Origin of the sequence: Elioraea tepida, from assembly GCF_019203965.1 — a bacterium.
Lineage (GTDB): Bacteria > Pseudomonadota > Alphaproteobacteria > Acetobacterales > Acetobacteraceae > Elioraea_A > Elioraea_A tepida.
In genome coordinates, this window is record NZ_CP076448.1 from 575,229 (window position 1) to 597,235 (window position 22,007).

Here is a 22,007-nt window from a genome sequence, read left to right on the forward strand (position 1 = left end):
CGTCGGCACCTGGAAGAAATCGCGCCTCTTCCCCGGCATTCGTGCCGGGGCCTCATTGAAGTTTGAAACGATCCGCCGCTGATCGCGCCCTCGACTAACTCTTCCCCGGCATTCGTGGCGGGGCCTCATTGAAGTGTCGTCTGCGCGATCCGCGCATCGCGCCAACCAAAGGCTCTTCCCCGGCATTCGTGCCGGGGCCTCATTGAAGTATTTCCTGCTTCGCGCATTCCTTCGCGACCAATGACTCTTCCCCGGCATTCGTGCCGGGGCCTCATTGAAGTCCGGAGCAAGGTAGGTGACCACTATTGGCAACCGCGCGGCTCTTCCCCGGCATTCGTGCCGGGGCCTCATTGAAGTCAGCGGATCAATCATCTCATGCGCGGGCGGAACATGCCTCTTCCCCGGCATTCGTGCCGGGGCCTCATTGAAGTTTCGCGAACAGAATCGGGGTCTTGCGTCGCATCATACTCTTCCCCGGCATTCGTGCCGGGGCCTCATTGAAGTGCCTGACGCTAGCGAAATGGCGCGCGTTTGCGTCCCCTCTTCCCCGGCATTCGTGCCGGGGCCTCATTGAAGTGACGCCTCCGGGCCAAGCGACACAGCGCGTGTTCATCCTCTTCCCCGGCATTCGTGCCGGGGCCTCATTGAAGTGATGGCGAAAAAAAATCTGCATCTACCCCTCTTGCGGGCTCTTCCCCGGCATTCGTGCCGGGGCCTCATTGAAGTGCTCGGCGGACTGTTGGTCCGAGCCGACGAACGATGGCCCTCTTCCCCGGCATTCGTGCCGGGGCCTCATTGAAGTTTGGTTGTCACGCTGCTGTCGCCAACAACGGGGCAGGCCTCTTCCCCGGCATTCGTGCCGGGGCCTCATTGAAGTTGGCACTTTGCTGGGGGCAGGTTTGGGCGCGGCAGGCGTCTCTTCCCCGGCATTCGTGCCGGGGCCTCATTGAAGTCGTCAAGCGGCGGATATCCGCAGATGCCTGCATTCCTCTTCCCCGGCATTCGTGCCGGGGCCTCATTGAAGTCGCATGGGCAACACTAACAACGTCGCTCGTCGGACCTCTTCCCCGGCATTCGTGCCGGGGCCTCATTGAAGTTGGCACGGCGATGCAGCAAAGTCGGCGAGTGCTGTCTCTTCCCCGGCATTCGTGCCGGGGCCTCATTGAAGTTATGATTTTTGTGACTGTATCGCAGCCATGCCGATCACTCTTCCCCGGCATTCGTGCCGGGGCCTCATTGAAGTCGGCGAAAGCAGCGCCGCCACACCAGAAAGCGTCAGCCTCCTCTTCCCCGGCATTCGTGCCGGGGCCTCATTGAAGTGAAGCAGCCCAAACGGGGGTGGAGCTGGTTCAGTTCCCTCTTCCCCGGCATTCGTGCCGGGGCCTCATTGAAGTTTTTTTTCGATCGCAAGACGTTGCGCCTCAACCTTCCTCTTCCCCGGCATTCGTGCCGGGGCCTCATTGAAGTCAAGAAATCCATTTGCGCGGTAAAGCGTAACATTCGCCCTCTTCCCCGGCATTCGTGCCGGGGCCTCATTGAAGTATCGTGCCCTTCTCCTCTTGGTGGCCTCACTCTCCTCTCTTCCCCGGCATTCGTGCCGGGGCCTCATTGAAGTGGCGGCAATCACCCCAGAAACACGCGACGGCCAGTTCTCTTCCCCGGCATTCGTGCCGGGGCCTCATTGAAGTGTTTTCTCCACCGCCGCCACCGCCAGCGTCCCACACCTCTTCCCCGGCATTCGTGCCGGGGCCTCATTGAAGTCTGGCTGCGCAGGGTGGACAGCACGGTGATGCCGGCCTCTTCCCCGGCATTCGTGCCGGGGCCTCATTGAAGTCGGTGCGCGCAGGATTTCTGCATAGTGGCGTCACCATCTCTTCCCCGGCATTCGTGCCGGGGCCTCATTGAAGTACAGTGTTCGCCAGTCACTGGCAGCTCACTCGCTGCCTGCTCTTCCCCGGCATTCGTGCCGGGGCCTCATTGAAGTTGCTGATAATCCTCAGCTGCCGGATCGAGGTTCCGGACTCTTCCCCGGCATTCGTGCCGGGGCCTCATTGAAGTTCGCAGCGCGCGCGGCGGCTTTTGCCGCCCATTCTTCCACGATCTCTTCCCCGGCATTCGTGCCGGGGCCTCATTGAAGTGGAATAAACCTTCTGAAGTCGAAGTGAGCGCAAACAGTGCTCTTCCCCGGCATTCGTGCCGGGGCCTCATTGAAGTTCCACAAACAGCTGGAAAGGGCAAGCGCCGCGCGTTCCCTCTTCCCCGGCATTCGTGCCGGGGCCTCATTGAAGTGAACATAAAGACCCGGTTTGCCGCGTTGCCGGAATCGTACTCTTCCCCGGCATTCGTGCCGGGGCCTCATTGAAGTTCGAACAGGTTGGCCGCACGCACGAATACCGCTTGGCTCTTCCCCGGCATTCGTGCCGGGGCCTCATTGAAGTTCGGTTCGTCCTGCCCCCGGATGCTGAGTTCTACATTCCTCTTCCCCGGCATTCGTGCCGGGGCCTCATTGAAGTGCGCCGTACGCTCGCGGCGTTACGGTGGGAATGCGGCACTCTTCCCCGGCATTCGTGCCGGGGCCTCATTGAAGTCAGGCGAACCACGCTCCCACCGCAACCGCTCAAAACGTCTCTTCCCCGGCATTCGTGCCGGGGCCTCATTGAAGTCATTCGCGCGAGGTGGTATCGTTACGACGCCGACCATCCTCTTCCCCGGCATTCGTGCTTGGGCCTCATTGAAGTCGCTCGATGCGCCAGATATCGGGCTCTAGGTGCGCATTCTCTTCCCCGGCATTCGTGCCGGGGCCTCATTGAAGTGATTACGCACCGCAACAAGCCGCCTTTCCGTGTCGCGGCTCTTCCCCGGCATTCGTGCCGGGGCCTCATTGAAGTCCCAACCGGTTGCGGCCGCTGGCATTCAAGCGCCGCACCTCTTCCCCGGCATTCGTGCCGGGGCCTCATTGAAGTGGCATCGTCGGCCACGGTTTCGATTGCCTCATCCACTCTCTTCCCCGGCATTCGTGCCGGGGCCTCATTGAAGTGGCTCCTACTCGTGTTACGCGGGCGTGTGCCCACCGTCCTCTTCCCCGGCATTCGTGCCGGGGCCTCATTGAAGTACTCCGTTGCCCAGTTTATTGCCGCCGCCCGCTCGGCTCTTCCCCGGCATTCGTGCCGGGGCCTCATTGAAGTCGCGTGGCCGCTATGAGCGGCCCGGGCTTGGCGCGCGCTCTTCCCCGGCATTCGTGCCGGGGCCTCATTGAAGTACGCCAAGCTTGAATAGCCTGCGTCATGTCGCCATCGCACTCTTCCCCGGCATTCGTGCCGGGGCCTCATTGAAGTACGCCAAGCTTGAATAGCCTGCGTCATGTCGCCATCGCACTCTTCCCCGGCATTCGTGCCGGGGCCTCATTGAAGTCAGATCGGCGGCCCTTCGCTGCCCTCGACTCCCCAGGCACTCTTCCCCGGCATTCGTGCCGGGGCCTCATTGAAGTTTGTGATCAGTGCTAGTGGCGCGAGAATCTTCAACTTGCTCTTCCCCGGCATTCGTGCCGGGGCCTCATTGAAGTGCGCGCCTACCCGAACGGCATTACTTACACCGACGGCCCTCTTCCCCGGCATTCGTGCCGGGGCCTCATTGAAGAAGAGACATCACTGTATCGGTCGGTGGCAACTGGGAGGGTGACCTCTTCCCCGGCATTCGTGCCGGGGCCTCATTGAAGACCCAGGCCGCAAAGCACGAAGAGCCATACAACCCCAGGCTCTTCCCCGGCATTCGTGCCGGGGCCTCATTGAAGACTGCATGGCGGGCGGTTTGGGTTGGTGGCGGGGGCGCTTCTCTTCCCCGGCATTCGTGCCGGGGCCTCATTGAAGAGAGGACAGGACGAGACGTGCCAGGCGCGGTCTTGTCGCTCTTCCCCGGCATTCGTGCCGGGGCCTCATTGAAGATGCATAAACCCACGGTGGCGGTTCGTCGTATGGTGGTCTCTTCCCCGGCATTCGTGCCGGGGCCTCATTGAAGACGGTGGTCGCGTTGCAGCAGCGACGACCACCACTGTGACCTCTTCCCCGGCATTCGTGCCGGGGCCTCATTGAAGATGCGTAGCGCGTTACCACACGCGCGCCCACTACAGTGCTCTTCCCCGGCATTCGTGCCGGGGCCTCATTGAAGACTTGCCCGCCGGGTCTTTCTGTGCATCAAGCCCTGCGGCTCTTCCCCGGCATTCGTGCCGGGGCCTCATTGAAGAGCACTGCTTGGGGGCTGCGCGGCTCCGGCGGCTGATTGGGCTCTTCCCCGGCATTCGTGCCGGGGCCTCATTGAAGACGCGCCCAAATGCGAAAACCCAACGAAAAACTATGCCTCTTCCCCGGCATTCGTGCCGGGGCCTCATTGAAGGATGGTCGGGAACATCATCTCGGCGTTTTCCTTGGCGCTCTTCCCCGGCATTCGTGCCGGGGCCTCATTGAAGGACGCCAAAAGATTCGGCAGAGGCAACGTCCGGCACGCTCTTCCCCGGCATTCGTGCCGGGGCCTCATTGAAGCTTCCTATAAGACGTTGCGCTATAAACCGATTCATTCACTTCCCCGGCATTCGTGCCGGGGCCTCATTGAAGCCTGCTGACGCCATCGACGCGGTGCGCCAGACTGCTATCCTCTTCCCCGGCATTCGTGCCGGGGCCTCATTGAAGCATCACCGAAGAGCTCGACATGTCGCCCAATGCAGTGCCTCTTCCCCGGCATTCGTGCCGGGGCCTCATTGAAGGGGCCTCGATGACGTTGACCACGCGCCCAGCATCGATCTCTTCCCCGGCATTCGTGCCGGGGCCTCATTGAAGCCGTCCGATCCGAAACCGTGTCTCGGCTAGAGGAGCTACTCTTCCCCGGCATTCGTGCCGGGGCCTCATTGAAGTCGCACCACGTCCGCCAAGTCCTGCAGCGCGGCTTCTGCTCTTCCCCGGCATTCGTGCCGGGGCCTCATTGAAGCGATTGGATGAGGCATGATTCAAACCGTCGGGGATGGTCTCTTCCCCTACATTCGTGCCGGGGCCTCATTGAAGCCCACGGCGCAGGGAGCCGGCAGTCTCGAGCGAGACCTCCTCTTCCCCGGCATTCGTGCCGGGGCCTCATTGAAGCTCCTCGCTGGGCTCGGTCTCGTCGAGGATGACGGGCCCTCTTCCCCGGCATTCGTGCCGGGGCCTCATTGAAGCTTTCCTTGGGACGTGGCGGTGCACGACCATAGCGCCAGAAATCGTAAATTCCGGAGAGCTGAAGTGGGAGATGCTCGATCGCCCAGCAGACGGGGCGGTTTTACAGCGTCTCCAGGAGACCGTAATCGCGCGGCGCCTGCCTCCAGGGGCAGACAGAGCGCAGCACGTGCACGATCCCGCTGATCACACGCCGGTCGTCCACACGGGTAAGCGGAAACTCCGCCTCGCGTAGCCAACACACATCGCCTATTCTTTTGCCCTAGACAGCACACGAACCCCATCCTGCCCCCCGGCAAATAGACTGATCTCACCCAGGGACTCCGCTTGGCAGCAATGCCCCGGTCTCCGCGGCCCTCACCGTGGCGCGGCGCTGCCGCGCAGCTCGGTCTCTGCGCGCAGCTCGGCTTCGATACGAGCAAGGTCCCCGCGAACGTGCTGCTGGCCGAGCCGGAGGGCCGCGCGAAAATCCTCCGCCGCCTGACGAAGTTCGCCGCGGTGGTCGTGGACCCGCGCACGGCCGTAGAACGCGACGCCGTTCTGCGGGTTGAGGCGGATCGCGTCGTTGAAGTCTGCCATTGCTGCGTCGAGATCGCCGCGTTCCTGGTTGAGCAGGCCGCGCAGAGCGAGCGCCGTGTCGTTGCGCGGGTTGAGGCGTATCGCCGCCTCGAGATCGGCCTTTGCCTCGTCGACCCTGCCGGTGTTGAGCAGGATGAGGCCGCGATTGGTCAGGGCCCAGTCATCGCGTGGATCGAGGCGGAGTGCTTCGGTGAAATCGGCCAACGCTGCCGCCTCCTGCCCGCGCAGGAGGTTAGCGAAGCCACGTCGGCTGAAGGCGATCGCGCGCCTCGCCGCGGTCTCGCCCGAGCGGTTGAGAACGGCCGTGCAGCCGCGGATCTGCCGATCGAGAGCCTGATCCTGGAGGCAGTCGTCCCAGTCAGGGTCGCGCTGCTGCGCCGTTGCCACCGAGAGGCCCGAGGGGCTCACGAGCAGCAGGCCGAGCACGATCAAACGCCTTAGCATCTCGCTCTTCCTGGTCACCGCCACCCATCCGGCCACGACGAACGGAGCGAGGACCACACGGCGCTGACAGCATGGGCGCTGTGCGTGGGGGACATGGTCGCGCGTCCTCGCGGTCGGACGGGCAGGCGCCCAGACTATGCAGTGTCTCGCTTGGCTCCGTCACAGTTCCCTCCGTCAAATCCGCTCGTCCGCTGAACGTGCACTGAGGAAACGCTTCTCTTTCAGCTTTGTTCCCCCCTGGGCGATCACGGCTTCGGGCTTGAGGAGCACGCGACCTCGAACCTTGTTTGGGCGGAGGGGAGGAAGATCGCTGACCGTTCGCACTCGGTCATGTCGATCGTCGGAAGGCACATTCGGCTCCATGCGAAACGGTCCCGGAAACTCAGAGCGGAATAGCCGCGGACAGATCCAGCAGCTTAGGGGCAAAGCGGGCGTTCTCAAAAGCTCGGAGTGCCTACGAACGACCCGCGGAAGCAGATCGGAGCTGGAGCGCTGGAACTTTGGGACACGGTCGTGTGGTCCAACTTCGGACCTCGCAACATACGGGCGCGTTAGCCGCGAAGGTGGGACCTGTTGGACCGGCATTGGGACCGCGCCTCGGCCAGCGCTAGACCCGCCCGCGCCACGGCTGCGCCGGGGCGCGGCCAGATGATCCAGAACGCGACGGACGTCATCGCCGCGTCTGCGGGGGCGGGGCCCGATGCCTCAGCGGCGCCGGTGATCAAGCCGGTGGGGCGTACTCCCCAACCCGGCCGCGTCTTTCACGGGCGAGGTGCCGGTGTCGGAGGTGAGCTGGATCGAGCCGATCGAGCCGCCCGACTGCCGGCCGGTCACCCGCAAGCGTGTGCAGGGTGTGGGGGACAGTGTGGGGGCGGCCAGCGCGCTCGGAGCGAAACCTGTGTGAAATCAACGGGCCAAGCGACCAAAATGGCGTCCTCGGCGGGATTCGAACCCACGGCCCCAGGATTAGGAATCCTGTGCTCTATCCAGCTGAGCTACGAGGACGCACGGGGTCCATATCACGCTCGAGGTCTATTGGCACCTCCGGCCCGAGCCCCGTCACCCCGGAGGCTCTTCGAGCACTGGCCGGATCCGTTCCACAGCCGCGAGCAGGGCCGAGCGTATTCCGGGTTCGAGCGCGGAGTGGCCGGCATCGGGAACAATGGTCAGCCGGGCGCGCGGCCAGGCCTCGGCGAGCGCGAAGGCGCTTTCGGGCGGGCAGATCATGTCATACCGCCCCTGGATGATCTCGGCGGGAAGATGGGCGATCCGCTCCATGTGGCCGAGCAGCCCAGGTTCCGGCAGGAACAGTTTGTTGGCGAAATAGTGCGCCTCGATCCGGGCGAGGCCGAGAGCGGTGCGGTCCTCCGCGAAGGAGGCGACGGTGTCGGGGCTTGGCACGAGCGTGCTGCACGACCCCTCATAGACGCTCCATGCGCGCGCGGCGGGAAGATGCACCCTCGGGTCAGGGTGCTCGAGAAGCCGGCGATAGGCCGCGAGAAGCTCCTCAGCCCGGGTCGCACCGGCGTGCTGCGCGAACGGCTTCCAGACGTCCGGAAAGAAGCGTGCGAGCCCCTCGAGGAACCAGGTGATCTCGCGCTCCCGCCCCAGGAAGATGCCGCGCAGGACGAAGCCCGAGACGCGCTCCGGATGGGCCTGCCCATACGCCAGGGCGAGGGTGGATCCCCAGCTTCCGCCGAACAGCATCCAGCGCCGAACGCCGAGGTGACGCCGGAGCCGCTCGATGTCCTCGACGAGCCTTGGCGTGTCGTTGGCCACAAGGCTGCCGAGGGGCCGTGATCGCCCCGCCCCGCGCTGGTCGAAGATCACTACCCGGAACCGGTCGGGATCGAAGAAGCGGCGATGCACCGCCCCCGCTCCCGCTCCCGGCCCGCCATGCAGGAACAGAACCGGCACCCCGGACGCGCTGCCCACCTGTTCCCAGTACATGGTGTGGCCGTGATCGAGCGGCAGATAGCCGCTGTCGAACGGCGCGATGTCCGGATAGAGGTCGCTGCGGGGCATGGCCTCACCTTGGCAGGGCGCGGACGGCCGTCCGCCCGGCCCTGGCCGGACCCATTTTTATCGGATCGGCGGCGCCCAGCACACCCTCCGCCCGCCTCGCCGCCCGCTTTGCAGCAGTGCGCGACTTCGTTACCTTCGCTCTATGGGGTCGATCGAGATCGCCACCGTCCGCTGCGCGGTGTGCGGACGGGAGAGCCGGCAGAAACTGCTTCGGGGGGTGAGGCAGAGCGGTCCCCCCGACCTCGACCTGCGGCCCGCCGAGATGGCGCGGAGCACGATGCAGCACTGGCTACAGCAGTGCCCCGCCTGCGGCTACGCGGCACCACGGATCGACGAGGCCGAGCCTCAGGCGGCCGAGATCGTCGCGGCCGGCCCCTATCGCGCCCTGCTCGCCGAAGCGAGCTTCCCGCCGCTCGCACGGCGCTTCCTCTGTCGCGCGATGCTGCTCGAGGAGATGGGGGACCTCCACGGCGCGGCTGAGGCGACGCTCCACGCCGCCTGGGTGGCGGATGATTGGCGCAAGCCAGATCTCGCCCGCGCCTGGCGGCTCGATGCGGTGGCCCTGTTCCGGCAGGGGCCGCCGCCCCCGCTCGAGCAGCGGGTGCGGATCGTCGACATCCTCCGACGTGCGGGCGATTTCGTCGGCGCCGCTGCCCAGGCGGGGGAGCTCGAGCGCTCGAGCTTGCCTGAGCCGGTCGATCGCGTCGTGGCCTTCGAGCGGCGCCTGATCGCTGCGGGAGACGTGCGCGCCTACACGGTCGCCTCCGCCCTGCCGCCTCCGGCGGCGCGCCCGCATGTCTCGCACCGGGCCGGGCGCCCCGTGCGCCAGCCTCGGGGCGGCCTGTTCGCGGCACTCCGGCGCCTGCTCGGGCGAGGCTGATCGACGCGTCGACGGCGACGGGGACGCGCCCTCGCCAAGCCGTGTGCCGGTGGCCGGGGCAGCGCCTAAGCGGTGCGATGACCCCGGGTTTGACCTCGCGGCCTGGGCGGCGGACGGTCCATCACCTGCTTGACCGTGCCCGTCACGACGTACCACACCGGCAGCGTGGAGACCCCCGCCCATTCGGCCCGTGCCCGGCTTGATGCCCTGCTTCACGGGCTGCGCGTTCCCCTCCGCCGCGAGGACATCGCTGCCGGTCTCGCCGCCCTCGCCGCCGACCCGAGCCTCGACGACATCGCCCTTGTCTCGGTGCTCGCCGAAGCCATCCGCGGGCGGCTGCGCCGCGCGGCCCAAAAGGGCGACCTCGCGCCGGCCGCGCGCGCGAGCGCAGAGGCGCGGCTCGAGGCGTGGCGGCGTGAGCGCCTTGCGCATCTGCATGTCCGGGCACGGCACCGGCACGAGCAGGAGGTCGTCGGCGCGCTCACGCTCGGCCGCTGGGTCGCGTCCTTCACCGCGGCGCGGTCGATCCGGCGTCGGCTCCTCGCGCTGCTCGGGCCGACCAACAGCGGCAAGAGCCACGCCGCCTTCGACATGCTCGCCGCCGCTCCCTCCGGCGCCTATCTCGCCCCACTTCGCCTGCTCGCCTGGGAGGGAACGGAGCAGCTCGCCGAGCGCGGCGTGAGCGCGAGCCTGCTGACCGGCGAGGAGCGGCGCAGCGTCCCCGGGGCGCGGCATCTCTGCGCGACCGTCGAGATGGCCGACATGGACACGCCGATCGACCTCGCGGTGATCGACGAGATCCAGATGCTCGCCGATGAGGACCGCGGCTGGGCCTGGACGCAGGCGGTGGTCGGGCTGCCTGCGCGCACCCTGGTGCTTGCCGGCGCTCCGGAGTCGGAGCCGATGATCCGGCGCCTCGCGGCGGTGACCGGAGAGGCCGTCGAGGTGCGCCGGTTCCACCGCATGGTTCCGCTGACGCTGCTCGAGCGCCCCGTGCCGTTGCGCGAGGTGCAGCCTGGGGATGCGATCGTCTGCTTCTCGCGGCGCGATGCGTTCGCGCTCCGCGAGGCGCTGATCGCCCGGAACCGCCCCCCGGCGATGATCTACGGCGCACTCGGCCCAGATGTGCGCCGCGCGGAAGCCGAGCGGTTCCGCACCGGTGCCGCGCCCGTGCTCGTCGCGACCGACGCGATCGGCATGGGCCTCAATCTTCCGATCCGCCGCGTGCTGTTCGCTGCGACGACGAAGTACGGGGGCCTGGGGCCGCAGCTGATCCGCCAGATCGCAGGACGCGCGGGCCGGTACGGGCAGTACGATGAAGGGTTCGTCGGCGTGCTCGAGGGGGAGGACCTCGAGCCGGTCCGATCCGCGATCGAGCAGGCTCCAACCCCACTCGACGCGCCGCTTCGCGTGCTTCCGCGCGAGGGACAGCTGCTCGAGATCGGGCGGCGACTCGGTGCCCCGAGCCTGATCCGGGTCCTCAGCGCCGTCGCCGAGCGGTTCCGCTGGCCGGCGAGCGGCTTCGAGCTCAGCCGGCTCGACGATGCGATGGCGATGGCGGAGGTGACCGCCGCCGCGCGCCTGCCGCTTAAGGACGCGCTCGGCTATCTCGGCTGCCCGGCCGATCTGCGCGATCGTCGGGCGGCGGCGCAGCTCCTTGCCTGGATGCGACGGCACGCGCACGGGCTCGCGGTCGATCCGCCGCCGTCGCCGCCTCGCCGGCTCGAGCGAGGTGTGGCCGGAGACCCGTCCGACCTTGCGGAGGCGGAACGGGCGGCGCGTCTTCTCACCGCCTATCTCTGGCTCGCCCAGAAATGGCCCGCGATCTACAGCGGCGAGACAGAAGCGCGTGCGGCTCAAGCCCGCCTGAACGATCACATCGAACGCAGCTTGCGGATGGGCGCAAGCGCCCGCCTTCGCAAGCGCTGGCAGGGAGGGAGCGACGGCGCCGCGTGAGCTTTTCGGCCGCGACGCCTCGCCTCAGGGCAGGAAAATTTCGGCCGGCGCGTCCCGCTTCAGGCTCCGCCCGAGTTCCGCGCCGATCCACGCCGCATCCGACGCCGCCCCCGTCATCACTCGGCGCAACAGGAAGTGTCCGTCCTCGCTCGCAACAAGGCCGGTCAGCCTCAGCATGCCGCCGGGCAGAAGCTCGGCATGGCTGCCGATCGGCGTCCGGCAAGAGCCATCGAGCGTATCAAGAAGTGCCCGCTCGGCGGTCGCGACGATCCGCGCCTCCTGGTCCTCGATCGCGGCGAGAAGCTCGCAGAGCTCCTCGTCTTCTTCGCGGACGGTGATGCCGATGATCCCCTGCCCCGCTGCCGGAACCATCACCTGCGGGGACAGCGGGATGTCTGCGAGGTGCTCGAGCCCGAGGCGACGCAGCCCCGCAAGGGCAAGCAGCGTGGCATCGACTGTGCCGTCATGCACCTTCGCAAGCCGCGTCTGGACGTTGCCGCGAAGCAGAACAACCTTGAGGTCGGGCCGCGCGGCGAGAAGCTGCGCTTGCCGCCGCACCGACGAGGTGCCGACCGTCGCGCCATAGGGGAGCGCGGCGAAGGGATCGTCAGCGTCGGGCGCGCCGCAGCGCGGGCCGAGCACGAGCGCATCCCGCTCGTCCTCGCGCGGCAGGCAGCAGGCGAGGACGATGCCTGGAGGCAGCCTCGTCTCGAGATCCTTTAGGCTGTGGACGGCGAAATCGACCCGGCCATCGGCGAGAGCCTCGTGGATCTCCTTCGCGAACAGGCCCTTGCCGCCGATCTCGGCGAGGCGCCGGTCCTGCACAAGATCGCCGGAGGTCGTGATCGCGTGCTCCTCGAACGCCTTGGCGGCATTCAGGACCGGACAGAAGCCGGTGACCATGCGGAGGAACATGCGCGTTTGGTGAAGAGCGAGCGGGCTGCCGCGCGTGCCGACGCGAAGCGGCAGGCTGCGCGCGTGCGACCGCACCCGCCGCCCGCCCATCGGCAGCGTCGTGATGAGGCCCTCTCCGGCGCTGCCGCCGCGGCCGATCCGGCCATCGGAGAGTGTGCTCATGGCCGTGCCCTCACCGTCACGTGTTGCGTCCCATCCATCGTCTGACCTGGCCTCACGCCGGAACGATCCCTGTCAGGTGCGCGAGGTTCTTGAAGAAGATCCGCACATGCGCGAGCGGGCGCGCCTTGACGAGCTCCTTGTTCATGTAGGCGTCCCAGGTCAGAGTCTGGACGTCGCGGTCGCGGCAGATGCTCACGAAGCGCTCGCGGCGCTCGTCGCTGCCGTACCAGTAGCGCTGCATGATCCCGAGGATCCAGAACACCGGCCCGTGGAGGCGCATGAAGCGGCGCCGCGCCGTCGCGAGAGCCCGCGAATCACCGGTGCGGCAGAACTCCTCCACGGCATCGGCAGCGAACCGGCCACCGAGCATCGCATAGTAGATCCCCTCGCCGGAGGCGGGGGCGACGACGCCCGCAGCGTCTCCAGCGAGCAGAACCGAACGCCCGTCATCCCACCGCTTCAGCGGCTTGAGCGGGATCGGCGCGCCTTCGCGGCGGATCGTCTCCGTGCCGTCGAGCCCGGTGAGCGCGCGGAGCTCCTGCACCGCGCCCTTCAGCGGAAACCCTTTCCGTGCCGTGCCGGTGCCCACGCTCATGGTCGGCCCGTGCGGGAAGATCCATGAATAGAAGTCGGGCGAGAGCGCGCCGTTGTAGTAGACATCGCAGCGCAGGGGGTCGTAGCTCGCGCTTCCCGCGGCCGGCGTGCGGATGATCTCGTGATAGGCGAACACGAACGGCACGCGCTCCGCCCCCGGAACGCACTGCCTTGCGACCGCCGAGTTTGCGCCATCCGCCCCGATGACCGCGCGCGCGCGCACCGTTCGCGACGGCGCGTCCGGCGTCGATCCCTTCGCCCGGTAGTGGATCGTCGCGAGCCCGTCCTCGCCGTGCTCGAGCCGCTCAAAGGTTCCGCTGACGCGCTCTGCGCCGTTCGCGGCGGCGCGCGCACGCAGCCACTCATCGAACACGTCGCGATCGACCATCCCGACATATCCGCCGTCGATCGGCATGTCGACCGAACGATTTTTTGGCGAGACGATCCGCGCGCCTCGGATCCTCGCGCACAAGAGATGGTCCGGGATGCCGAAATCGTCGACGAGCTTCGGCGGAATGGCGCCGCCGCACGGCTTGATCCGTCCCGCCTTGTCGAGCAGCAGCACCGAAAGCCCCCGCCGCGCAAGGTCGTTGGCGGCAGTGGCACCCGCAGGACCGCCGCCGATCACTGCCACATCGAATGCCTCGCCCTGATGCATCCCCATCCCTCCCCGTCTCACCCGCCGACCGCCGATCGTGCCGGCGGGAACGCCGCATGGCCGCTCGCCCGCGCCTTCGGGCTCGCGCCGATCCCGAGCGCGAGCCACGCAGCGGCGATGAAGAGCAGCGCGTCGCCGACGAACACCGCGCTGTAGGCGGCAACCGGGTGGCTGAACACAGCGCGGGCGGCATCGAGCGCGACCGCACCGGCGAGGCTACCCGTGCCGAAGGCGATCGCCTGCGCCGCGCCCCACAGGCCCATGCGTATCCCCTCGCGCCGTTCGCGGCCGCGGCTGACCATCTGCATCATCGAGGCGATCGCGGCTGCGGCGAAGACGCCGTTCGCAAGCCCGAGCAGGAAATAGGACAGACGCAGCGGATACCCCTCGCCGACGCGCCCTGCCACCGTCAGCATCAGGACGGCGACGGCTGCGGCGAGGCAGCCTCCCACCGTCCAGGCGCGCATGCTGCCCAAGCGCGTGCCGGAGGCGAAACTGCCGACGAGCGCGATCACGATCATGCCGGCGAGCACGCCCCCGTGCTGGAGCGAGGCGAGCCGGGTCGTCTCGCCGAGCGTCATGCCGAAGACCTGGCCTGCGAACGGCTCGAGGATCAGGTCCTGGGCGCTGTAGGCGAGCATCGAGAGGAAGACGAACACGGTGAAGCGCCGGGCGTCCCGCTCGGCCCAGACTTCGGCGAGCGCCTGCCGGAACGGCGTGCGCGGCCCCTCCTCCGCCACTGCAGCGCGCGCCGCAGCCGGCAGGGCATGGCGACGCTCGATGCCCCAGACGGCCACGAGTGCAAGCGCGAGGGCGACACAGGAGACGCCGGCGGAGACGGTGATGAGCCGCACCCCCGAATAGGGATCGAGCAGCCTTCCCGTGATCGCGGTGGTGAGCACGAACCCGGCGATCATCATGATCCAGACGAGCGAGGCGGCAGCCGGCCGACGACGCTCGGCGACGACAGCGGCGAGCAGGACGAGAAGCGACGTCCCCGCGGCGCCGACGCCGAGACCGATGAGGAGGAAAGCTAGGAGCGACAGGGCAAGGCCTGCGGCCTCTGCATGCTCCATCAGGGCGGTGGCGCAAGCCGCAAGCACGCCGCCCGCAGCGAGCACTGCCATGCCGCCGATAATCCAGGGGGTGCGCCGCCCGCCGATGTCGCTGCCATAGCCCATGCGGGGACGCAGCATCTGCACCGCGTAGTGGACCGCGACCAGAACGCCAGGAAGCGTCGCCGGCAGTGCGAGTTCGACGACCATGACGCGGTTGATGGCCGAGGTCGTCAGCACGACGATCGCGCCGAGCGCGGTCTGGACGAGCCCGAGTCGAAGGATCCCGAACCACCCGAGCCCCGGCGTGCCCCCGCCTCCCCCCATACCGGCTTCTCCCTTCATGTCACGTCCCGGATGGCGAAGGCGGTCACAAGCATCCCGAGCACGTAAAGGGTCGTTCCGGTCGCGTTGTACCAGGGTGCGAGCCGGCGCGGGTCGGTCAGCAACCTGTGCATCAGCGCGGCCTGAACCGCGAGCAGGGCGGCGACCGTCGCAGCATGGACCGGCCTGTCCCAGCCCGCGAGCAGCCATACGACCACCGCCTGCGGCAGGGCCATCACCATGCAGGCGAGCCGCGCCGCGGGCACGACACCGAGCCGAACCGGCAGCGACCGGATGCCGAAGCGCCGATCCCCTTCGACCGCCTTGAAGTCGTTCAGCGTCATGATCCCGTGCGCGCCGATGCTGTAGAGCGCCGCGGCGGCGAGCACGGCGGGCGACGGCGCGCCACCGCACATCACCGCCGCGCCGGTGATCCATGGCAGCCCCTCGTAGCAGGCACCGCAGGCGGCGGCCGACCACCAGCCGTTTCGTTTGAGCCGGATGGGCGGGGCGCTGTAGGCCCAGGCGAGCACAAGCCCGACCACCGTGGCCCAGAACCCCCACGGCCCAAGCCCGGCAGCAACCAGGAGCGACAGGACGGTCATGCCGATCGCGATGCACAGACCCAAACGCCCCGGAATGCGCCCCGAGGGGATCGGGCGCCCGGGCTCGTTGATCGCGTCGACATGGCGGTCGAACCAGTCGTTGACGGCCTGGCTCGTTCCGCACACGAGCGGACCGGCGAGCAGCAGCCCGAGCAGGAGGAGATCGAACCGCTCCGACGGCGCCACACCCGAGGAGACCACGCCGCAACCGAACGCCCACATCGGCGCGAACCAGGTGATCGGCTTGAGCAGCTCGATCGCAGCGAGCGGCGAGAACCCCGAGCGGCCCGGGAGGGCGACGGGCACACCGCCCGCCGTGATTTCGCGCTCGTCGCTCATGTCGAACCCTGCCCCGAGGCGAGGTCGCCGAGCCCATAGCGCCGCAGCTTCACATAGAGGCTCTGCCGCGACAGGCCGAGCATCTCCGCGGCCGAGGCGCGGTTGTCGTTGGTGAGCTCGAGCGCCGCCTCGATGCAGAGCCGCTCGATCACATCGGTCGCCTCGCGCACGAGGTCTTTGAGCGGCACGCGGCCGATCAGCTCCGACAGCTGCTGAACCGAGCGCGGCATCTCGCTGCGCGCGCCCTGGCTTGGCGCGAAGCGCGGCCCGACATCACGGATCGCGAAGCCGAAGCAAGGCGTGCTGCCGTCCATCATCGCCACCGCCGAGATCTCGACCTCGGCCTGGGCGCCGTACTCGCCACGCAACGTGCTCGGGAAGAGGCGAACCGGGCCCCGCTCGCGAAGATTGGCGAGCAGCACTTCGAGATCGACACCCGGCCTGCCGAGCCACCGGTCCAGAGGTTCGCCGCGGGCCTGGTCCTCGGTCGCAAGCTGCGTCATCTCGAGGAACGCATTGTTCGCGGTGATGATCCGGCCGTCGGGTCCGGTCACCACGAAGCCGTCGGGGGCGCTCTCCATCAGCTTGAGGAGCTTGAACTTCTGCTTCGCGACGGTCACCGCCGTCTCGTCGCCGGTCGCGACAGCGAGCAGGCGGACGAGGAAGAACACGGTGTTTTCCTGCCGGAACAGCGAGGCGGAGACATCGACCGCGCGCGAATCGAAGGCGAGCGTGGCGCGCACCTCATCGCCCCTGCCGGCTGTGCGAACTCCGGCGAGGAGGAGCTCGACCGCACGCCGGCCTTCAGCCGAAAAGAGCGAGAGGAACTCCTGGCCGACCTCCGGGCGATGGGAGGATCCGAAGATGCGCTCGGTTGCCGGGTTCACCTCGACGATCCGCCCCGACTCGGCATCGACCACAAGGACGGGATCGGACGACATCTGGAACAGGAGGCGGTAGCGCGTCTCGGCGTAGCGGAGGCGTGCGTAGTCGCGCTCGAGCGAGGACTGGGCATCGACCAGTCGCTGCTGCAACGATGCGATCGGCCTGAGGTCACGACCGAAGGCGACGGATCGCCCGGCGTTTCCGACCCTGACCGCGCAGAACAGAACCGGCAGCGTGCCGCCCGCCGGGGTGATCAGGTTGAGATGGCGCCAAGCCGAGGGCTGGCCCGCCTCGGCTGCGCGGAGCATCTCCTCGGTCTTCGCCTTGCTGTCGAGGGCGACGATCTCCGCCCAGGGCCTGCCGCACCAGGACCTCGCATCGCCGACCTCGCGGGCGATCTCATCGGTGTTGCAGGCGACGTCGAGCACGGTCCCGTCGGAATCGAGCACGAGCGCGATATCGGCTGCGGCCGAGACCAGTGCGGCCACCGCCTCGGCATCCAGATCGCCGAGTGCTGTCCTTGGGGCCGTGAAACGCATTCCGTCCCGCCTCATCCTCCTCGCCGGCGTCAGACTCGCCGGAACACCGCCACTTCCCAACCATTCCGCCGCACGCGGCTGTCTGCTTAGGCCTTCGCCTCAGCCGTCGCGCCGCAACAATGCGAACAACGCATCCGCCTGGGTAACCGCATGGCGCGCATCGGTCGCGGTCGCGTCAGCACCGACCCTGATCGCGAGCTCGGGATCGGCGCAGAACGCCGGCCCGCCGACCATGACGCGCAGCCTCCGGTTCTGCGAGGCGCGCCGCGCCCGATGGATCACCCCGGCGATGACTTCCGGCTCGAGGCCGCAGCTGTCGGAGAGCCCGAGCACCGCAAACCAGCCGTCATGGAGGGCGAGGCAAAGCTCGGTCTCCTCGCGCGGGGTGAGCGTCACGACCTCCCAGCCGGCACGGCGCAGGAAGGCGCCAATGACATCGACGGCGAGGCTGTGCGGCTCGCCCGGCATCGAAGACAGCAGCGCCCGCCGCGCAGGGTCGCGATGGACCGCATCGGCGCAGAAGCAGAACGCATGGTCGAGCGCATGCAGAAGGCGCTGCAGGGCGAGCACGCCGATCGTGACATCGGCGAAGGTGATTGCATCCTCGTGCCAGAGCCTGTCGAGATGGCGTGCCGCAGGGCAGATCAGGTCGAGATAGATCGCCTCGAGCGAATGGCCGCGCGCATGCAGCTCTCCGACCAGCGCTTCGGCCGCGACCACATTGCTTGCCGCTGCGAGTCGCGCGAGTGTGGGCACGAACTCGGCCAGCGCTGCATCCGGCGGCGAAGCCGTTCCGGCATGCGCCTCGCTTCTGCAGCGATGGGCCAGAACGAGGAGAGGGACGACCTCTTCGGCGATCGTGTTCGCGAGCGAGACGGATTCCTTGTGCCGGAGCCGATGGCTTCGCGCCCCTCGAGCTTCGAGGGCGGGCGGGGCGAGCCAGCCCGCCCCGTCGGGGGCGCCATCCATTGCGGCTCTCTCGGCATCCTCCGGTGGCATATCCGCCGGCATCAGGAGTGGCGGCGACGCTGCCGGGGACCCTTGGGTCATCGCTTCCATGGCTCTCGTGCTCATCACCCACTCCTCCCGAATTCTATCCCGCCGCGGGACGCCGGGTGTCAAGTTCGATTTACGTCAATCTCCCTTGACACCTGATCGACGCGGCCACTAGCCTTCCCCTCGCGCGCCGAAAGGCCCGTAATGAGGCGGAAAGTCGGCCGGAAAGCCCGGAACTGCATCGGAGCAACTCCTGCCGGTCGACGCCTCGGACGATGGTCCCACGAGGCCAGGTCGGCGCGGCGTGAACCGTGACGACAGCGGACCTTTTCGGGAGGGGGCTTGTCAAGCGATGCTTACATACCGGGCCGTCCAGAAACTGCTTGACTCGGTCGACTGCAGCCCATGGGGAACCGCCTGCGGCCGCACGATGCTGCACGGCCGGACAGCACCGGGAGAGCGCCGCGAACCGCTCTACACGCCGGAGCAGCGCGCACGCCGCGACGCGTCGAAGTGGACACTGGTCCAGGGAATCCTCGCACCGCTTCAGTTCGCGGTGTTCCTGGTGAGCCTCGGCCTCGTGCTGAACTATCTCGCCACCGGCCATGGCTTCGCGGCGGCGACCGCCTCGATCGTGATCAAGACCCTCCTGCTCTACACGATCATGGTCACCGGCTCACTCTGGGAGCATGACGTCTTCGGCAAGTACCTGTTCGCACGTCCGTTCTTCTGGGAAGACGTGTTCAGCATGCTCGTGCTCGCGCTGCACACGCTCTACCTCGTCATGGCAGCCGCAGGGATCGGCTCGCCGCGCAGCCAGATGCTGGTGGCGCTCGCGGCCTATGCGGCCTACGTGGTCAATGCCGCGCAGTTCGTCCTGAAGCTCCGTTCGGCCCGACGCGACAGTCGGGATCTCTCCTCCGCCGCGGCGGAGGGGCGCGGCCGGCCGGGCTACGCGCAGTGAACGACGTCGCGCTTCCGACGCGGCATGCGGATGACCGCCTCGGGCCTGGCGGTTGCGCCTCGGTCCCGGTCGTCCATGAGCGCGGGCAGCGCGAGGTCTTCTGCGGGCTCACCGCGATCGTCTGGCTGCACCGCAAGATCCAGGACGCGTTCTTCCTGATCGTCGGCTCGCGCACCTGCGCGCATCTGATGCAGTCGGCCGCCGGCGTGATGATCTTCGCCGAACCGCGCTTCGCGACCGCGATCATCGACGAGCGTGACCTCGCGGGCCTCGCCGACGCGAACGAGGAGCTCGATCGCCTCGTCGCGCGGCTCGTCTCCCGAAGGCCCGACATCAAGCTCCTCTTCCTTGTCGGGTCCTGCCCGTCGGAGGTGATCAAGCTCGACCTCGGGCGCGCCGCACAGCGGCTCGACCGGCGCCTCGCGCCGTCCGTCCGGGTTCTGCACTATTCCGGAAGCGGTATCGAAACGACGTTCACGCAAGGCGAGGACGCCTGCCTCGCCGCGCTCGTTCCGGAGCTTCCGCGCGCGGAGCGCGGCGAGCGCTCGCTGCTCGTGGTCGGCGCGCTCGCAGAGGCGGTCGAGGACCAGTTCCAGCGCCTGTTCGCGGAGATGGGACTGCGCGAGGTGGCGTTCCTGCCGCCGCGGCGCGCCGGCGCACTTCCGGCGGTCGGCCCTCGCACGCGGTTTTTGCTCGCGCAGCCCTACCTGGCCGAGACCGCGCGCCGCCTCGAGGAACGGGGCGCGTCGCGGCTCGATGCTCCTTTCCCGCTTGGGGTTGAGGGGACAGTCGGCTGGCTCCACGCCGCCGCGGCGGCATGCAACGTCGCGCCCGAGGCACTGGAGCGGGCGATCGCCGCGCCGCGCCGTCGCGCCGAGGTCGCCCTCGCGCCGCATCGTGCGCGGCTCGCCGGAAAGCGGATCTTCTTCTTTCCCGACAGCCAGCTCGAGGTGCCGCTTGCACGCTTCTGCGCGAACGAGCTCGGCATGGTCCCGATCGAGATCGGCACGCCCTATCTGCACCGGGAGCATCTCGCGGCCGACCTCGCGCTCCTGCCGCCCGGTGTCCGGATCACGGAGGGCCAGCATGTCGAGCGGCAGCTCGATCGTTGCCGTGCGGCGCGCCCCGACCTCACTGTCTGCGGCCTCGGTCTCGCCAATCCGCTCGAAGCCGAGGGGCTCACCACGAAGTGGTCGATCGAGCTCGTGTTCACGCCGATCCAGGGCTTCGACCAGGCCGGCGACCTCGCAGGCCTGTTCGCTCGCCCCTTCGCGCGCCGCGAGGCGCTCGCGGTGTAGGGCCATGCACCTCGCCGTCTGGACATATGAAGGGCCGCCCCATGTGGGGGCGATGCGCATCGCGGCGGCGATGCGTGGCGTGCACTATGTGCTGCACGCGCCGCAGGGAGACACCTACGCCGATCTGCTCTTCACCATGATCGAGCGGTCGAAGACGCGCCCGCCGGTGACCTACACGACGTTCCAGGCGCGCGATCTCGGCAGCGACACGGCCGACCTCTTCCGCGCGGCTCTCCGCGATGCCTACGACCGCTTCCGGCCCGAGGCGATCCTGGTGGGCGCCTCCTGCACGGCGGAGCTGATCCAGGATGATCCCGGCGGCCTCGCCTCCGGCATGGGGCTCCCCGTTCCAGTGGTGCCCCTCGAGCTTCCCGCCTATCAGCGAAAGGAGAACTGGGGCGCCTCGGAGACATTCTACCGCCTCGTCCGCACCTTCGCCGGGCGGAACGCGTCGCCGCCCGGCTCGGCCCGCCCCGCTCGCCACCCGACCGACAGGCCCCGCTGCAACATCCTCGGGCCCACCGCGCTCGGCTTCCGCCACCGCGACGACGTCAAGGAGGTGACAGGTCTTCTCGAACGGCTCGGCGTCGAGGTCAACGTCGTCGCCCCGCTCGGCGCGAGCCCCGCCGACCTCGAGCGGCTCGGCGAGGCGGAGATGAACATCGTCCTCTATCCGGAGATCGCTGCGCAGGCGGCCTCCTGGCTCGCGCGGACCTTCGGCCAGAAGACGATCCGAACCGTGCCGATCGGCGTGGGCGCGACGCGCGCGTTCATCGCCGAGGTCGTCGAGGCCGCGGGGCTCGATGCCACCCACCTCCTCAACGCCGAGGAGAGCCGGCTCCCCTGGTACTCGCGCTCGGTGGACAGCACCTATCTCACCGGCAAGCGTGTTTTCATTTTCGGCGACGCAACGCACGCGATCGCCGCCGCACGGGTCGCTTCGACGGAGCTCGGTTTCGCAGTCGTCGGCTTGGGCACCTATTCGCGCGAGTTCGCGCGCGATGTGCGCGAGGCAGCGGCGCAGTACGGCGCCGAGCCCCTGATCACCGATGACTATCTAGAAGTCGAGGCGAAGGTCGCCGAGCTGCAGCCGGAACTCGTGCTCGGAACCCAGATGGAACGGCACATCGCCAAGCGCCTCGGCATCCCCTGCGCCGTGATCTCCGCACCCGTTCACGTCCAGGACTTCCCGGCGCGCTACTCGCCGCAGATGGGCTTCGAGGGAGCGAACGTCCTGTTTGACACCTGGGTGCACCCGCTGATGATGGGGCTCGAGGAACACCTCCTAGGAATGTTCCGGGAAGACTTCGAGTTCCATGACGCCGCCGCGCCGTCGCATCTCGGACATGCGCCGAAGCCGCGCGAGACCGCGGCTGGGGCGCGTCAGGCGCCCGCGCCATCGCCCGCACCCGTGGCGGCGGAAACCGGCTGGACGGCCGAAGCCGAACGCGAGCTCGCCAAGATCCCCTTCTTCGTGCGCGGCAAGGCGCGCCGCAACACCGAACGCTTCGCCGCCGAGCGGGGCATCACCCGCATCACCATCGAGACGCTCTATGACGCGAAGGCGCACTTCTCCCGCTGACGCGCCGGC

General features: G+C 68.1%; 14 protein-coding genes, 1 tRNA gene, 1 pseudogene and 1 CRISPR repeat array (1 of these 17 only partly in view). Of the genes and pseudogenes, 6 read left to right on the top strand and 10 right to left on the bottom strand.

The window, feature by feature from the left end; all coding sequences use genetic code 11:
* Window positions 1-5,201: a CRISPR direct-repeat array (repeat unit 37 nt; unit sequence CTCTTCCCCGGCATTCGTGCCGGGGCCTCATTGAAGT); it begins 789 nt to the left of the window's first position.
* A gap of 103 nt (window positions 5,202-5,304) precedes the next feature.
* Both KO353_RS02730 and KO353_RS02735 read right to left on the bottom strand, forming a co-directional pair.
* Window positions 5,305-5,406 (bottom strand): annotated as a pseudogene (locus KO353_RS02730) (IS5/IS1182 family transposase); the annotation flags it as partial.
* A gap of 149 nt (window positions 5,407-5,555) precedes the next feature.
* The gene (locus KO353_RS02735; protein ID WP_218286241.1) at window positions 5,556-6,221 is read right to left on the bottom strand and encodes a tetratricopeptide repeat protein; all 666 of its coding nucleotides are present in this window, start codon (window positions 6,219-6,221) and stop codon (window positions 5,556-5,558) included.
* Between the two features lie 778 nt (window positions 6,222-6,999).
* Between KO353_RS02735 and KO353_RS16640 the strand changes: the two genes are divergently transcribed.
* Window positions 7,000-7,125 carry a hypothetical protein gene (locus tag KO353_RS16640; protein ID WP_268906205.1) on the top strand — a complete coding sequence of 42 codons (126 nt, stop codon included), beginning with the start codon at window positions 7,000-7,002 and terminating at the stop codon, window positions 7,123-7,125.
* 24 nt (window positions 7,126-7,149) lie between these two features.
* Here KO353_RS16640 and KO353_RS02740 read toward each other — a convergent pair.
* Together KO353_RS02740 and pip are read right to left on the bottom strand one after the other, a co-directional pair.
* Window positions 7,150-7,226, bottom strand: a tRNA-Arg gene (locus tag KO353_RS02740).
* Window positions 7,227-7,280: 54 nt separating this feature from the next.
* A complete protein-coding gene (gene pip, locus KO353_RS02745; protein ID WP_218286242.1) occupies window positions 7,281-8,246 on the bottom strand; it encodes a prolyl aminopeptidase in 966 nt (321 codons plus the stop codon).
* Window positions 8,247-8,388: 142 nt separating this feature from the next.
* Here pip and KO353_RS02750 point away from each other — a divergent pair, with 142 nt between their 5' ends.
* Together KO353_RS02750 and KO353_RS02755 are read left to right on the top strand one after the other, a co-directional pair.
* Window positions 8,389-9,126, top strand: coding sequence for a hypothetical protein (locus KO353_RS02750; RefSeq protein WP_218286243.1), 738 nt, complete (start codon window positions 8,389-8,391; stop codon window positions 9,124-9,126).
* A gap of 135 nt (window positions 9,127-9,261) precedes the next feature.
* Window positions 9,262-11,082 (top strand): helicase-related protein, encoded by a 1,821-nt coding sequence (locus KO353_RS02755; RefSeq protein WP_218286244.1) that lies wholly within the window; start codon window positions 9,262-9,264, stop codon window positions 11,080-11,082.
* Window positions 11,083-11,106: 24 nt separating this feature from the next.
* On the opposite strand, the gene hemC is transcribed toward KO353_RS02755, so the two are convergent.
* The 6 genes from hemC to KO353_RS02785 form a co-directional block, all read right to left on the bottom strand.
* The gene (hemC, locus tag KO353_RS02760) at window positions 11,107-12,087 is read right to left on the bottom strand and encodes a hydroxymethylbilane synthase (protein ID WP_235692082.1); all 981 of its coding nucleotides are present in this window, start codon (window positions 12,085-12,087) and stop codon (window positions 11,107-11,109) included.
* Between the two features lie 124 nt (window positions 12,088-12,211).
* Window positions 12,212-13,411: a geranylgeranyl diphosphate reductase gene (locus KO353_RS02765; RefSeq protein ID WP_218286246.1), complete on the bottom strand. Its 1,200-nt coding sequence runs from the start codon at window positions 13,409-13,411 to the stop codon at window positions 12,212-12,214.
* Window positions 13,412-13,428: 17 nt separating this feature from the next.
* Window positions 13,429-14,793, bottom strand: a complete 1,365-nt coding sequence (locus KO353_RS02770) for a BCD family MFS transporter (protein ID WP_218286247.1) — start codon at window positions 14,791-14,793, stop codon at window positions 13,429-13,431.
* Between the two features lie 14 nt (window positions 14,794-14,807).
* A complete protein-coding gene (gene chlG, locus KO353_RS02775) occupies window positions 14,808-15,734 on the bottom strand; it encodes a chlorophyll synthase ChlG (protein WP_218286248.1) in 927 nt (308 codons plus the stop codon).
* A complete protein-coding gene (ppsR, locus tag KO353_RS02780) occupies window positions 15,731-17,158 on the bottom strand; it encodes a transcriptional regulator PpsR (RefSeq protein WP_218286249.1) in 1,428 nt (475 codons plus the stop codon). The genes chlG and ppsR overlap by 4 nt, the downstream gene beginning before the upstream one ends.
* 99 nt (window positions 17,159-17,257) lie before the next feature.
* On the bottom strand, window positions 17,258-18,232 hold the full coding sequence (locus tag KO353_RS02785) for a cobalamin B12-binding domain-containing protein (RefSeq protein WP_218286250.1): 975 nt from the start codon (window positions 18,230-18,232) through the stop codon (window positions 17,258-17,260).
* Between the two features lie 274 nt (window positions 18,233-18,506).
* On the opposite strand from KO353_RS02785, the gene bchF reads away from it, so the two are divergent.
* The 3 genes from bchF to bchB are packed head-to-tail and all read left to right on the top strand — an operon-like array spanning window position 18,507 to window position 21,998.
* Window positions 18,507-19,118, top strand: coding sequence for a 2-vinyl bacteriochlorophyllide hydratase (gene bchF, locus KO353_RS02790; protein ID WP_218286251.1), 612 nt, complete (start codon window positions 18,507-18,509; stop codon window positions 19,116-19,118).
* Window positions 19,115-20,416 carry a ferredoxin:protochlorophyllide reductase (ATP-dependent) subunit N gene (locus KO353_RS02795; protein ID WP_218286252.1) on the top strand — a complete coding sequence of 434 codons (1,302 nt, stop codon included), beginning with the start codon at window positions 19,115-19,117 and terminating at the stop codon, window positions 20,414-20,416. Before bchF ends, KO353_RS02795 begins: the two co-directional genes overlap by 4 nt.
* 52 nt (window positions 20,417-20,468) lie before the next feature.
* Window positions 20,469-21,998, top strand: coding sequence for a ferredoxin:protochlorophyllide reductase (ATP-dependent) subunit B (bchB, locus tag KO353_RS02800; protein WP_456236922.1), 1,530 nt, complete (start codon window positions 20,469-20,471; stop codon window positions 21,996-21,998).
* Window positions 21,999-22,007: the final 9 nt, after the last annotated feature.

Coding starts and splice junctions, on each gene's coding strand:
- KO353_RS02735 (WP_218286241.1), bottom strand. CDS start 6,221: ATGCTAAGGCGTTTGATCGTGCTCGGCCTGCTGCTCGTGAGCCCCTCG.
- KO353_RS02785 (WP_218286250.1), bottom strand. CDS start 18,232: ATGAGCACGAGAGCCATGGAAGCGATGACCCAAGGGTCCCCGGCAGCG.
- KO353_RS02765 (WP_218286246.1), bottom strand. CDS start 13,411: ATGCATCAGGGCGAGGCATTCGATGTGGCAGTGATCGGCGGCGGTCCT.
- pip (WP_218286242.1), bottom strand. CDS start 8,246: ATGCCCCGCAGCGACCTCTATCCGGACATCGCGCCGTTCGACAGCGGC.
- KO353_RS02750 (WP_218286243.1), top strand. CDS start 8,389: ATGGGGTCGATCGAGATCGCCACCGTCCGCTGCGCGGTGTGCGGACGG.
- chlG (WP_218286248.1), bottom strand. CDS start 15,734: ATGAGCGACGAGCGCGAAATCACGGCGGGCGGTGTGCCCGTCGCCCTC.
- bchB (WP_456236922.1), top strand. CDS start 20,469: ATGCGCATCGCGGCGGCGATGCGTGGCGTGCACTATGTGCTGCACGCG.
- hemC (WP_235692082.1), bottom strand. CDS start 12,087: ATGGGCGGGCGGCGGGTGCGGTCGCACGCGCGCAGCCTGCCGCTTCGC.
- ppsR (WP_218286249.1), bottom strand. CDS start 17,158: ATGCGTTTCACGGCCCCAAGGACAGCACTCGGCGATCTGGATGCCGAG.
- bchF (WP_218286251.1), top strand. CDS start 18,507: ATGCTTACATACCGGGCCGTCCAGAAACTGCTTGACTCGGTCGACTGC.
- KO353_RS02770 (WP_218286247.1), bottom strand. CDS start 14,793: ATGGGGGGAGGCGGGGGCACGCCGGGGCTCGGGTGGTTCGGGATCCTT.